Source organism: Luteimonas cucumeris (assembly GCF_007830035.1).
Lineage (GTDB): Bacteria > Pseudomonadota > Gammaproteobacteria > Xanthomonadales > Xanthomonadaceae > Luteimonas_C > Luteimonas_C cucumeris.
The window spans coordinates 340,001-353,269 of sequence record NZ_VLKN01000003.1; the positions used below are offsets into that span (position 1 = coordinate 340,001).

A 13,269-nucleotide genomic window follows, 5' to 3' on the forward strand; every position below is an offset into this window, starting at 1 on the left:
ATCGCGGTGTCGGTACGGCGGGAATGGCGATCCGTTTCCTGCTGGTCGTGTTGCTGGTATCGGGACTGGTCGCCTGCAAGCGCGGCGAGCATGGCCAGCTGCCACCGCCCAGCGGTGAGGCGATCAAGGCCCAGCCCGACCAAGTGCAAGGCTTTGCGCTGGTGTCGGCCTATCCGGACCAGCACGACGGCGATTTGGCGATCGCCCTCGAATTCAGCCGACCGCTGGTCGGTACGCAGTCCTTCGACCAGCTGATCGCCGTGACCGGAGCCAACGGCGCGGCCGTCAAGGGCAGCTGGGTGCTGGACAAGGCGGGCCGCATCCTGCGCTTTCCGTATGTGGAAGCCGACAAGGATTACGAGGTGGCGATCCGCGCCGGCCTGAGCGCGGCCGATGGCTCCCGGCTGGACAAGGAGCTCAGGCAGAAAGTGCATGCCGGGCCGCTCGATCCGGTGGTCGGTTTCGCCTCGCAGGGCAGCGTGCTGCCGGCGAAGGAGTCGCGCGGCTTGCCGGTGGTGTCGGTCAACGTCGGTGAAGTCGACGTCGAATTCCTGAAGGTCGCCGATGCGTCGTTGCCGAAATTCTTCGCCGAGTACCAGCGTGGCGGCCGTCGCGGCAGCTGGGAAATGGAGCGCGACTACGACGACAACGTGCCGCTGTCCAAACTGGCCAAGCCTGTCTACGTCAACCGCTTCGTGCTCGGCGGCAAGCCCAATGAGCGCGTGCTGACCTATCTGCCGGTGCAGGACATCGCCGAGTTGCAGGAGCCCGGCCTTTATTTCGCGGTGATGAAGCGTTCGGGGCAATTCCAGGACCAGTTCGAGACCGCGTACTTCACGGTCAGCGACATCGGTCTGCATACGCGCGCCTACAAGGACAAGCTGTTCGTGCATACGGCTTCGCTCGCCAGCGGCGCGGCCGTGGGCGGCGTCGAACTGCGCATCCTCGACGGCAATGGCGAACCGGTGCTCAAGGGCGAAACCGACGGCAACGGCAATGCGCTGCTCAACTACACGCTCGACTCCGCGCATGTGCTGACCGCCACGCGCGGCAAGGACGTGTCGCTGTTGCCGTTCAACCAGCCGGCGCTGGACCTGTCCGAATTCGCGGTCGCCGGTCGCGAGCAGGCCTGGTTCGACGTGTTCGCCTGGTCCGGCCGCGACCTGTACCGGCCGGGCGAAACGGTGCGTCTGTCGGCACTGCTGCGCGATCAGGATGGCAAACCGACGAAACCACAGCCCTTGTTTCTGCGCCTGAAACAACCGGATGGAAAAACATTCGACGAACGCCGCATCGAACCGGGCGCGCAAGGCTATTTCTCCTACGAAAAACTGATCCCGTCTGAAGCGCCGACCGGACGTTGGCAGGTCGAGTTCCGTACCGATCCCGACAGCAAGGAAGCCGTGCAGGGCATGACCCTGCGCATCGAGGAATTCCTGCCCGAGCGGATGAAGCTCGACCTGGATGCCCCCGCGATTCTCAAGCCGGGGCAGCCGCTCAAGCTGCAGGCCACTGGCGCGTATCTGTATGGCGCGCCAGCCGCGGGCAACCGTTTCACCGCCAGGCTTGCGGTCGCGGTCGAACAGCATCCGCTGGAGAAGCTGCCCGGCTATTTCTTCGGCGATCCGACCCTGGAACTGCCGAAGGAAGCCAAGGACGTCATCGATACAAAACTCGACGCCAAGGGCCAGTTGCAGCAGGACCTGCCGTTGCCCGAGGAAGTGAAACCGGTCAGTCCGGTCGCCGTCATGGTGTCGGGCAGCGTCCACGAGACCGGTGGTCGCACCGTCACCCGCACGCTGGAGCGCGTGCTATGGCCGAACGACGTGCTGGTCGGCGTGCGGCCGCTGTTCGACGACAAGGAGGGCGCCGACGCCAATGCCACCGCGCGCTTCGAATTGCTTCGCGTCGATGCCGTCGGCACGCCGCATGCCGGCAAGGGCCTGAAGGTCACGCTGGTGCGCGAGCGTCGCGACTACCACTGGAACTACGGGGACGAGGGCGGCTGGGACTACGATTTCACCCGTCGCTTCGAAAACGTCGAAACCAGGACGCTGGACGTTGGCACGACCGCAGCGCGTTTCGATTTCCCGGTGGAGTGGGGCGAATACCGGGTCGACGTGTTCGATCCGGCCACCGGCCTGACCATGCGCTACCCGTTCACCGCCGGCTGGAGCTGGGACGACCAGAACCGCGGCAGCGATGCGCGGCCGGACAAGGTGAAGCTGGCGCTGGACAAGACCCACTATCGCGCCGGCGACAAGCTCAAGGTCACGCTGACGCCGCCGCATGCCGGTAAGGGCCTGCTGCTGGTCGAGAGCGACCGCCTGTTGTATGTGCAGGAGATCGATGCGAAAGCTGGTGGCGCGAAGGCCGGCAGCACGTTCGAGATCCCGGTAACGGAAGAATGGGAGCGCCACGACGTGTACGTGACCGCGCTGGTGTTCCGGGGCGGCAGCGCGCCGAGCAAGATCACGCCGGCGCGCGCGGTCGGCGTGGCGCACGTGCCGATGGACCGCCGCGCGCGTCGCGTCGACGTCGGGCTGTCGATCCCGCAGCAGATGCGGCCGGAGCAGGATCTCAACGCCACGATCGCGGTGCCGGAACTGGCCGGCAAGGAAGCCCACGTCACCGTGTCGGCGGTCGATGTCGGCATCCTCAACATCACCCGTTTCCCGGTACCGGATGCGAACGCGCATTTCTTCGCACAGCGCCGGCTCGGCGTCGATGCCTACGACCTGTACGGCCGCGTCATCGAGAGTTTCGAGGGCGGCATCGCCAGGATCCGCTTCGGCGGCGACATGGCATTGCAGCCCTTGTCGCAGGCGCGGCGCCCGACGGCGCGCGTGCAGACCGTCGACCTGTTCTCGGGGCCGGTGAAGCTGGATGCGAAGGGCGTCGCGCGGATCAGGCTGGCGGTGCCGGATTTCAACGGCACGCTGCGCGTCTCTGCGCTGGCATGGTCGGACGAACGTTACGGCAATCGCGACAAGGAGCTGCTGGTACGCGCGCCGATCGTCGCCGAAGCCAGCATGCCGCGGGTGCTGGCGCCTGGCGACCGCAGCACGGTCACGCTGGACGTGCAGAATTTCACCGGCAAGCCCGGTGATTTCAAGGTGCGCGTCGATGCCGAAGGCCCGCTCTCGATCTCCGACAACGCACGCGCCACGAAACTGGCGGATGGTGACAAGACCACGCTCAGCTTTCCGCTGGCGGCCAGGGAGGGCTACAGCACGGCGAAGGTGCGCGTGCGCGTCGACGGCAATGGTTTCAAGGTCGATCGTCGCTACGACCTGCCGGTGCGCGCGGCATGGCCGGGCGTGTTGCGCACGCAGACGCGCGTGCTGGATCCGCTGGCGCCGGTTTCGCTGGGTACCGACCTCGCCGAGGGCCTGATGCCGGAATCGGTCAGTACACGCATCACCGTCAGCGCGCTGCCGCCAATCCCGTTCGCCAGTGTGCTCAAGGGGGCGCTGGAATATCCCTACGGTTGCGCCGAGCAGACCACCAGCAAGGGCTATGCCGCGCTGCTGCTGGATGAACCGACCGCGAAGATGCTTGGCGTCAAGGGGCTGGACGCGTCACAGCGCCGCGCGCGCATGGAAGGTGCATTCGGGCGGCTGGCTTCTATGCAGACCGGCAATGGCCATTTCTCGATGTGGGGCAACGACGACTACGTCAACCAGGGCCTGACGCCCTACATCGTCGAGTTCCTGCTGGATGCGCGCGACGCCGGCTTCGACGTCCCGGACGGCGTGCTGCAGAAGGCGCTGGCGCGGTTGAACGAGGATCTGCTTGGCGGCGGCGTACCGTTCTATGGTTACGACCATCGCGATCACCTCAAGTTCGCCTACCAGGCGCACGCCGGCTATGCGCTCGCGCGCGTCAACCGCGCGCCGCTGGGCACCTTGCGTGCGCTGTACGACAACGATCGCGACGAATCGCTGACCGGCCTGCCGCTGGTGCACCTGGGCCTGGCGTTGTCGCTGCAGGGCGACAGGAAGCGCGGTGAAAACGCGATCGCGCAGGGCTTCGCGCTGCACAGGGAGCGTCCGGAATACCTGGGCGATTACGGCACTGCGCTGCGCGACGAAGCACTGATGATCGCGCTCACCCACGAGCGTGGCCTGAACAAGCCGGAATACGACGCGCGCGTCGTCGACCTTGGCCGCGAACTGGATGCGCGCCGCAAGGGAGAATGGATGTACTTCAGTACCCAGGAACAGGTCGCCCTGGGCCGCGTCGGCAAGGCCCTGCTGGCAGCGCAGGGCAAACGGTTCAGCGGACGCCTGCAACTCGACGACCTGTCCGAAGACATTGCCGACACGAAACTTTGGGGACGCGACTTCGACTACGCCACGCTCGGCCGTGGCGTGCGCTTCGTACCCGATGGCGAGCCGCCGCTGTACGTGAGCCTCGAAGCTGCCGGCATACCGCGTCGTGCACCTCAGCAGGACAACAGCGTGCTCGATGTCCAGCGCAGCTGGTACACGCCGGACGGCAAGCCGTGGAGCGGCGGCAAGCTGCGCGAAGGCGATGCGCTGATCGTGGCGGTCAGCATCGTAGCCAGCCGGGCGATGCCGGACGCGTTGCTCACCGATCTGCTGCCGGCAGGCCTGGAACTGGAGAACTTCAACCTCGGCGACGCCAAACAATGGGCGGACGTGGTGGTCGATGGCATCGGGATCACCGACCGCGGCAGCGCCGCGGAAGTACGACACGAGGAGTATCGCGATGATCGCTATGTCGCCGCGCTCAAGCTCGAGCGCAATGCCAGGGCCCGCGTGTTCTACCTGGTGCGAGCGGTGACGCCCGGCACCTATACCGTGCCGCCGCCGCTGGTGGAGGACATGTACCGCCCTGATCTACGCGGTGTCGGCAAGTCTATTCCGGAGACGATCACCGTGGTGCAGCCGTGATACGGAATGCTGCGAAGTTGCGAAGAAGAAACTTGAGGGCCGTCATCCCGGCGTAAGCCGGGATCCAGTACGACGAAGCATTCCTTGCATACCTGGAAAACAACCAAGCGCGACCCGGATCCCGGCTTGACCAGCGAGTCGGCTGCTGAGAGCCGCCGGGATGACGGCAAAAAACGTACTCGACGTTGGCTGCCATGGTTGCGGTGGAGCATCGTAGTGGTGCTCTCGACCCTTTTGCTGTTTGACCTGATCTTTCCCATCCCGCTACCGAAACAGCGCGACACCAGTACGCTCGTAGTCGCCCGCGACGGCACGCCGCTGCGTGCATTCGCCGATCGCGAGGGCATCTGGCGCTATCCGGCTTCGCCGCGGACCGTGTCGCCGCTGTACCTGCAGGCATTGCTGAATTACGAGGACCGTCATTTCTGGCGTCACCCGGGCGTCAATCCCGTCGCGCTGATGCGCGCGGGCTGGCAGTGGGCACGCCATGGCCGCATCGTGTCCGGTGGTTCGACGTTGACCATGCAAGTGGCACGCATCCTCGACCCCGGCCTCAAACAGAAACGCTCGCGCACGCCCTGGGGCAAGCTCAGGCAGTTGCTGCGCGCACTGCAGCTGGAAGCGCACCTGTCCAAGCAGGAAATCCTGACGCTGTACCTCAACCGCGCGCCGTATGGCGGCACCATCGAAGGCGTCGAAGCGGCGAGCTGGGCCTATCTCGGCAAGCCGGCTTCGCGGCTGTCGCGCGCCGAAGCTGCGTTGTTGACGGTGCTGCCGCAGGCGCCAAGTCGGCTGCGCCCGGATCGCGAGCCGGAAGCGGCGCGACGCGCGCGCGACAAGGTGCTGGCACGCATGGCCGCGCTGGGCATCTGGAGTCGCGCGCAAGTGGAGGATGCGGCGATCGAACCGGTCGTGGCGCGTTCGCTGCAGCCGCCGATGCTGGCCGCGTTGCTTGCCGAACGCCTGCGCCACGATCAGCCGCGTGGCGAACGCATCGCCTCCAGCATCGATCCGCAGCTGCAGCGTACGCTGGAAGAACGCGTCGCCGCCTATTTTTCGCAGCTGCCCGAGCGGACTTCGGCCGCGCTGCTGGTCATCGACAACGCGTCGCTGGAAGCTCGCGCCTACGTCGGCTCGGTGATCTATGGCGACAAGGCACGGCTGGGCCACGTCGACATGGTGCAGGCCTGGCGTTCGCCGGGCTCCACGCTCAAGCCGTTCCTGTATGGATTGGCGCTGGACGATGGCCTGATCCATTCCGAGAGCCTGCTGGTCGACGCGCCACAGGCCTTCGGTGATTACCGGCCGACCAATTTCGATACGGAGTTCAATGGACCGATCGGTGCAGCGGAAGCGTTGCGGCTGTCGTTGAACGTTCCGGCCGTCGACCTGCTGGATCGCGTCGGGCCTTCGCGCTTCGCCGCGCGCCTGGCCAACGCCGGCATCGAATTGAAGTTTCCGCGCGGCGCCAAACCCAATCTTGCGTTGATCCTGGGCGGCACCGGCGTACGCTTGGAAGACCTGGTCGGCGCGTTCGCGGCCTTGAACCGGGACGGCGTCGCCGGTCGCGTGCGTTATGCCGCCGACGATGCGCATGTCGAGCGTCGCCTGCTGTCACCCGGCGCGGCGTGGATCGTGCGCGAAATCCTGGAGGCCAATCCGCGCCCCGGGCAACGCGCTGACACCTTCGATCCGGGTTTGCGGTCCAAGGTGGCCTGGAAGACCGGTACCAGTTACGGCTTCCGCGATGCCTGGGCTGTCGGCGGTACGCGCCGCCATACCGTCGGCGTGTGGGTCGGGCGGCCGGATGGCACGCCCATGCCGGGGCAGTACGGCGCGGTGACGGCGTTGCCGTTGCTGTTCGAGGTCGTCGACAGCCTGCCGCGCATGCGTGGCGACGCCGTGCCGCGTCCTGCGCCGGCGAGCGTGGCCGAAGTGGATATCTGCTGGCCGCTGGGCCTGGCCGCCGATGCACAGCCGGCAGCGGCCTGTCATCGCAGGATGAAGGCATGGTCGCTCGATGGCGTATTGCCGCCGACGTTCGCCGAACGCGGCACGCGTCTATGGAGTGCAGGCTTGCAACGGTTCCGCGTCGATGCCGTCAGCGGCCGACGCCTGTCCGCGGAATGTTCGCAACCACATTCGTCGCGCGAGGCCGAGATCGCGCGCTGGCCGACCCTGGCGTCGCCGTGGCTGTCCGCCGCGACGCGCAGGCTTTCCAGTCTGCCGCCACTGTCGCCCGATTGCGTGGCCGACGGCCGTGATGCGGCCGAGGTGCTGCACATCGAGGGCATCAACGACGCCGCCACCCTGGCGCGCGCGCCAAACAGCAACAAACCGCTACGCCTGCAGGTGCACGCACTCGGCACCGACGCACGCGTGCAATGGCTGCTGGATGGGCGCTGGATAGGAGAAACGAAAGGAGCGCAGCAACTCACGCACGACTACGACAGCGCGGGAGAGCACACGTTGACGGCGCTGGCCGGCAGCGGCGCGTGGGAGCGCATCCGCTTCCGGGTGTTGCATTGACGACCTCGTGGAGCGAAACGGCTCCGCTCCGGTGAGGACGCACTTCCGGTCCGGCGCCGTAGCTGGTCGAACCACCTACGCCAGTTGCGAAAGCACGTGCTCGGCCGATGACACGCGGAACTCGCCCGGGGCCTCGATATCGAGCAACTTCACCACGCCGTCCTCGGCGTAGAGCGCGAAGCGTTTGGCGCGCGTGCCCATGCCGTAGGCGCTGGCATCCATTTCCAGGCCCAAGGCGCGGATGAATTCGCCGTTGCCATCGGCAAGCATCTTCAGGCCTTCAGGCACGTGCTGGCTTTGTCCCCAGGCCTGCATCACGAACGGATCGTTGACCGCCAGGCAGGCCACTTCGATGCCCTTGTCGCGGAACTCGTCGAAATGCTCGACGAAACCGGGCAGGTGCCGCTCCGAGCAGGTCGGGGTGAAAGCTCCCGGCACCGCAAACAGCACGACCTTCTTGCCGGCGAACAGGGTCGGCGTGTCGATCATCTCGACGCCCCCGCGGATCCATTGCAGCTTGGCTTCGGGCAGGCGGTCGCCGACTTTGATGGTCATGGGGTTGCTCCGATGGGATGGCGCGAGTCTAACGGCCTTCCGCTAAGGTCGCGTCAACGGGACTTGAATTCTCTCGTTGGCAACCAGAATTCAGGCGCGCAATTCCTGCGTCCATCGCCACGAAAGGTACCGCCGGGCGACAACGTACTGTGGTCGCATGGGCCGGAGGTGGTCTAATCTCGCCTGCGGCAGCATGCCGTGGGCGTAGACGGTGGAGCCGATATGCAGTTCAAGGATTACTACCAGATTCTCGGCGTCGAACCGAGCGCGGGCGAGGCGGAGCTCAAGACCGCTTACCGCCGGCTGGCGCGCAAGTACCATCCAGACGTCAGCAAGGAAGCCGGCGCCGAGGAGAAGTTCAAGGCCGTCAACGAGGCCTACGAAGCGTTGCGCGATCCACAGAAACGCGCTGCCTACGACCAGCTGCGCACGCGTGGGTATCGGCCCGGCGATGAAGTGCAGCCTCCGCCCGGCGGTTTCGGGCACGGTGCCGGCGAGTACGATTTCGACGAGGTCTTCGCGGGCGGAGGCGCTGGTGGTGGCTTCAGCGATTTCTTCGAAAGCCTGTTCGGCCGCGCACGCGGTGGTGGTTTCGGCCAGCAGACGCCCGGGCGCGGTCCGCAACCGCAGGGCCCGACGCGCGCCAAACTAGCTGTGCCACTGGAGGCGGTCCATGACGGCTCCAGCATCCGCATCGGCTTCAACGGCAAGTCGCTGGATGTGCGCATTCCCAAGGGCATACGACCCGGCCAGTTGATCCGTCTGGCGGGGCAGGGCGCGCATGGCGACCTGCTGCTGGAGATCGAGTATGCCGCGCATCCGCAGTTCGAAGTGGATGGCCGCAACATCATCCATGTGCTGGCGGTGGCGCCCTGGGAAGCGGCGCTGGGCGCGACGGTCAGCGTGCCGACGCTTGGCGGTCCGGTCGACCTGAAGATTCCCGCCGATTCGGAAGCCGGTCGCAAGCTGCGACTGCGCGGCCGCGGGTTGCCAGGCACGCCGCCGGGCGACCAGATCGTGGAACTGGAAGTGCTGGCGCCGCGCGCCAACAACGAAGCCGAGCGTGCGGCCTACGAGAACATGAAGGCAGTGTTCGGGGACGACTGGCGGCGGGCCTAGTCGATGTGCGTCCGAATGGGGCTCATGCGGCTTCCGGCGCCCCGCCGAGCAACTGGCCGATGATTTCGGCCAGTTCCGATTCGCTGAAAGGCTTGGTGATATAGGCTTTCGCGCCCTGACGCATGCCCCAGACGCGATCGGTGTCCTGGTCCTTGGTCGTCACCAGTACGACCGGGATGTGCTGGGTCGCAGGATCGCGATGGATCGAGCGCGTTGCCTGGAAACCATTGAGGTTGGGCATCACCACGTCCATCAGGATCAGGTCGGGCAATTCGCGCCGGGCAGTATCCACGCCGGCCGCGCCATCTTCCGCAGTCAGGGCTTCATGGCCGAGTTTTTCGACGATGCGACGGATGCCCATCAGCTGCGACGGCGAATCGTCGACGATCAGGATGCGCGCCATGTCCCTTCCCCTGTCAATGCGACCGATTGTAGCGCGCCGCCGGCGTCGGCCAATGCCCGCGGGTGCTCAGAGTGTGACCAGTGTCCGCCCGTGCGAGCCACCCGCCAGCATGTTGGCGAAGACCTCGGGTAGCTGCTGCAGCGTCGCTTCGCGGGTGCAGATCGTGTCCAGGTGTGCCGGTTTCCAGTCCGTCGCCAGCCTGCGCCAGACTTCGTCGCGGATATCGCGTGCGGTACCGGCCGAAGCCACCCCGAGCAGCGACACGCCACGGATGATGAAGGGCATCACCGTCGTCGGAAGATCGTGCGATGCCGCCAGTCCGGCACTGGCGACGTTGCCATAGGGCGCGGTCTGCGCCAGCAGGCTGGCGAGCATGGTGCCGCCGACATTGTCCAGACCGCCACCGAAGCGCGTCGATTCCATCGGCCGCGTGGTGGACAGCGCATCGCGCCCAAGCACTGCATGCGCGCCGATCGATTGCAGCCAGGCGACCTGGTCCGCCTTGCCGCTGACCGCGTGGACTTCATAACCGGCACGACTGAAGATGTCGACCGCCAGCGAGCCGACGCCGCCTGTGGCACCGGTGACGGCCAGTGGCCCGAGCTCCGGCGTCTGCCGGTTCTCGCCCATGCGCAACAGCGCCAGCGCGGCGGTGAAACCCGCGGTGCCGAGGATCATGCTCTCGCGCAGGCTGAGTCCGCGCGGCAGCGGAATCGCCCACTGCGATTCGATGCGCGCATATTCCGAGTAACCGCCATCGCGCGTCTCGCTGAGCCCACAACCGGTGACGAGAACCGCATCGCCTTCCTTGAACTTCGGATCGGTCGACGAGACCACGTGGCCGGCGACATCGATGCCGCCGACCAGCGGAAACCTGCGCAGGATCTTCCCTTGGCCCGTACCGGCCAGCGCATCCTTGAAATTGACCGAGGAGTACGCGGTCTTGACGACGATTTCGCCGGGGGCGAGGTCGGCGAGCGCGACGGCTTCGATACCGCTGCGATAGCCAGCGGTGTCGTTATGGATGCGGAATGCGTTGAAAGCGCGGGGGGCGGTCATATTTTGCTCGTCATTCCGGCGTAAGCCGGAATCCAGTGCTCTAGCCATGACTCTAATGGTCGATGATATTCGTGTACAGGTCACGCCACTCAGGATTCGTTTCCTCGATCAGTTCGAGTTTCCACTTTCTCTTCCATTCCTTGATGGCCTTTTCGCGATCGATGGCCGAATACATGGTTGGGTGCACTTCGTACCAGACAAGATCATGGGCACGATACTTCTTGGTGAAGCCTTCGACCACATCATTACGATGTTCGTAGATACGTTTGACCGGGTCGGAGGTCACTCCGGCGTAAAGGTTCCATTCCGATGGCTGGCCATGATGTAGACGCACGGTTGTTTCATTGCAGACTCCTCCATGAGTCTGGATCCCGGCGTTCGCCGGGATGACGTCTTGGACGACGGTCACTTGATGTGCGTCGCGCTAGCGCAACTCCCTGCGCCGCTTCTCGTCCATCCATTTCGATGCCTGCGCCGGCTCGTAGGCGCGCAGCCACGAAAACAGCGCGTCCATGTCGTCGCCATGCCACAGATCGGCGCGTTGCTCCGCATGCACGAAGCGTTCGGCGACCATGCGGTCCATCATCGCGACCAGCGGCTCGTAGAAGCCGTCGACATCCAGGAAGGCGCAGGGCTTGTCGCCCAGTCCGAGCTGTCGCCAGGTCAGCATCTCGAACATCTCGTCCAAGGTGCCGAAGCCGCCGGGCAGGGCGACGAAGCCATCCGACAGGTCGAACATGCGCGCCTTGCGCTCGTGCATGTTGGCGACGATTTCCAGCCGCGTCACGCCGCGGTGCGCGACCTCCCATTCGACCAGCTGACGCGGGATCACGCCGGTCACTTCGCCGCCAGCCGCAAGCACGGCATCGGCGACGATGCCCATCAGGCCGACATTGCCGCCGCCGTAGACCAGGGCCAGGTTCTCCCTGGCCAGGCGCGTGCCGAGTGCCATCGCACGCTCGGCATAGATCGGCTTGTTGCCGGCGTTGGAGCCGCAGTAGACGCAGATTGCTTTCATGGAAATCGTGATTAGTGATTGGAAATCCGCGATTCGAAAAAGCGAAACGCCGGGCAGTTGGCCCGGCGCATGTCAAACCCAGCGTGATTGGTGCGTGGCCCGGAATTGCAGTTTCGAATCACGAATCACCAATTTCGAATCACGACAAGGTCAGTTGGCCTTGTGGATCGCCCGCTTGTCCACCGCCATCGCTGCGTCGTGGATCGCTTCGGACAGGGTGGGATGGGCGTGGCAGATGCGGGCCAGGTCGTCGGCCGAACCGCTGAACTCCATGGTCAGCACGCCTTCGTGCACCAGTTCCGAAACGCCCACGCCGACCAGGTGCAAACCCAGCACGCGATCGGTTTCGGCGTGCGCGATCACCTTGACGAAGCCGGCCGGCTCACCCATCGCCACGGCGCGGCCGATGGCGGCGAACGGGAAGCTGCCGGTCTTGTACGGCGTGCCGTCAGCCTTGAGTTCCTGCTCGGTCTTGCCGACCCAGGCGATTTCCGGTTCGGTGTAGATGACCCATGGAATGGTGCCGTAGTTGACGTGGCCGGGCAGGCCGGCGATCAGTTCGGCCACGGCAATGCCTTCCTCGAACCCCTTGTGCGCGAGCATCGGGCCACGCACGCAGTCGCCGACAGCCCAGACGCCGTCGACGCCGGTGTGGCAGTGCTCATCGACTTCGATCACGCCGCGCTGATCCAGTTTCACGCCGGTGCCGTCAGCCAGCAGGCCCTTGCTCGCAGCGCGGCGGCCGACCGAAACCAGCAGCTTGTCGACGACGATGGTTTTCTCGCCTTCACTGTCGGTATAGGTGACGTGCACCTCTTTCTTCTTGACCTCGCACTTGGACACCTTGGCGCCGAGTCGGATATCCAGCCCCTGCTTCTTGAATTCCTTGGCAGCGGTCTTGGCTACTTCGGCGTCGGCGGCAGCGAGGAAGTCGGGCAGGGCTTCGAGGATCGTCACCTCGCTTCCCAGGCGCTTCCACACGCTGCCCAGTTCCAGGCCGATCACGCCGGCACCGATCACGCCCAGGTGCTTGGGCACGGCGGTGAAGTCGAGCGCGCCGACATTGTCGACGATGTACTCGTTGTCGAACTTCGCGAACGGCAGTTCGATCGAATCGGAACCGGCCGCCAGGATGACGTTGGTGCCCTTCAGCTCGATCTCCGAGCCATCGTGCTGCTTCACCTTGACGATGTTGCCCGGGTGCAGCGTGCCGAAGCCGTAGTACGGCGTGACCTTGTTGGCTTTGAACAGCATCGCGATGCCGCCAGTGAACTGCTTCACGATCTTGTCCTTGCGGCCGATCATGGTGCCGACGTCGATCTTCGCGTCCTTTGCGCTGATGCCGTGCTCGCCGAACAGGTGCTGCAGGTTCCAGAACTGACGCGAACTGTCGAGCAGCGCCTTGGATGGAATGCAGCCCACGCGCAGGCAGGTACCACCGAGAGCGGGCTTGCCGTCCTTGCCCAGCGCGGCGTCGATGCAGGCGGTCTTCATGCCCAGTTGCGCGGCGCGGATGGCGGCGTGGTAGCCGGCCGGGCCGGCGCCGATGACAATTACGTCGAATTGCTGTTGTTCGCTCATGCTTCGCTCGCGTAATTCGTGATTCGTGATTCGTGAAATCGGGTTCTGCGGGTTCGCTGTTGCGAATCACCAATCCCGAATCACGG

General features: G+C 65.4%; 9 protein-coding genes. 3 read left to right on the top strand and 6 right to left on the bottom strand.

All coding sequences use genetic code 11. The features are described from left to right. Positions 1–23 precede the first annotated feature (23 nt). Both IP90_RS07645 and pbpC read left to right on the top strand, forming a co-directional pair. The gene (locus IP90_RS07645; RefSeq protein WP_425477087.1) at positions 24–4,919 is read left to right on the top strand and encodes an alpha-2-macroglobulin family protein; all 4,896 of its coding nucleotides are present in this window, start codon (positions 24–26) and stop codon (positions 4,917–4,919) included. A 126-nt stretch (positions 4,920–5,045) separates the two neighbouring features. Next, positions 5,046–7,448 carry a penicillin-binding protein 1C gene (gene pbpC, locus IP90_RS07650; RefSeq protein WP_144899018.1) on the top strand — a complete coding sequence of 801 codons (2,403 nt, stop codon included), beginning with the start codon at positions 5,046–5,048 and terminating at the stop codon, positions 7,446–7,448. Between the two features lie 75 nt (positions 7,449–7,523). On the opposite strand, the gene IP90_RS07655 is transcribed toward pbpC, so the two are convergent. Continuing rightward, entirely contained in the window at positions 7,524–8,003 is a 480-nt protein-coding gene (locus tag IP90_RS07655; RefSeq protein WP_144899019.1) for a peroxiredoxin, read from the bottom strand. Positions 8,004–8,225: 222 nt separating this feature from the next. Between IP90_RS07655 and IP90_RS07660 the strand changes: the two genes are divergently transcribed. Further along, positions 8,226–9,122: a DnaJ C-terminal domain-containing protein gene (locus IP90_RS07660; protein ID WP_144899020.1), complete on the top strand. Its 897-nt coding sequence runs from the start codon at positions 8,226–8,228 to the stop codon at positions 9,120–9,122. A gap of 22 nt (positions 9,123–9,144) precedes the next feature. Here IP90_RS07660 and pilH read toward each other — a convergent pair whose 3' ends face one another. The 5 genes from pilH to lpdA all read right to left on the bottom strand — a co-directional run bounded on the left by pilH (position 9,145) and on the right by lpdA (position 13,183). Beyond that, entirely contained in the window at positions 9,145–9,525 is a 381-nt protein-coding gene (gene pilH, locus IP90_RS07665; protein ID WP_144899021.1) for a twitching motility response regulator PilH, read from the bottom strand. A 66-nt stretch (positions 9,526–9,591) separates the two neighbouring features. Continuing rightward, the gene (locus tag IP90_RS07670; protein WP_144899022.1) at positions 9,592–10,584 is read right to left on the bottom strand and encodes a YhdH/YhfP family quinone oxidoreductase; all 993 of its coding nucleotides are present in this window, start codon (positions 10,582–10,584) and stop codon (positions 9,592–9,594) included. A gap of 52 nt (positions 10,585–10,636) precedes the next feature. Next, positions 10,637–10,993, bottom strand: a complete 357-nt coding sequence (locus IP90_RS07675) for a GIY-YIG nuclease family protein (protein ID WP_338419614.1) — start codon at positions 10,991–10,993, stop codon at positions 10,637–10,639. 15 nt (positions 10,994–11,008) lie between these two features. Further along, positions 11,009–11,602: an LOG family protein gene (locus IP90_RS07680; protein WP_144899023.1), complete on the bottom strand. Its 594-nt coding sequence runs from the start codon at positions 11,600–11,602 to the stop codon at positions 11,009–11,011. A 150-nt stretch (positions 11,603–11,752) separates the two neighbouring features. After that, complete coding sequence (lpdA, locus tag IP90_RS07685) at positions 11,753–13,183, bottom strand: dihydrolipoyl dehydrogenase (RefSeq protein ID WP_144899024.1); 1,431 nt, start codon at positions 13,181–13,183, stop codon at positions 11,753–11,755. Positions 13,184–13,269: the final 86 nt, after the last annotated feature.

Excerpts from the sequence above, each read along its gene's own strand:
- lpdA (WP_144899024.1), bottom strand. The coding sequence starts at position 13,183 with ATGAGCGAACAACAGCAATTCGACGTAATTGTCATCGGCGCCGGCCCG.
- IP90_RS07680 (WP_144899023.1), bottom strand. The coding sequence starts at position 11,602 with ATGAAAGCAATCTGCGTCTACTGCGGCTCCAACGCCGGCAACAAGCCG.
- IP90_RS07645 (WP_425477087.1), top strand. The coding sequence starts at position 24 with ATGGCGATCCGTTTCCTGCTGGTCGTGTTGCTGGTATCGGGACTGGTC.
- IP90_RS07655 (WP_144899019.1), bottom strand. The coding sequence starts at position 8,003 with ATGACCATCAAAGTCGGCGACCGCCTGCCCGAAGCCAAGCTGCAATGG.
- IP90_RS07660 (WP_144899020.1), top strand. The coding sequence starts at position 8,226 with ATGCAGTTCAAGGATTACTACCAGATTCTCGGCGTCGAACCGAGCGCG.
- IP90_RS07670 (WP_144899022.1), bottom strand. The coding sequence starts at position 10,584 with ATGACCGCCCCCCGCGCTTTCAACGCATTCCGCATCCATAACGACACC.
- pilH (WP_144899021.1), bottom strand. The coding sequence starts at position 9,525 with ATGGCGCGCATCCTGATCGTCGACGATTCGCCGTCGCAGCTGATGGGC.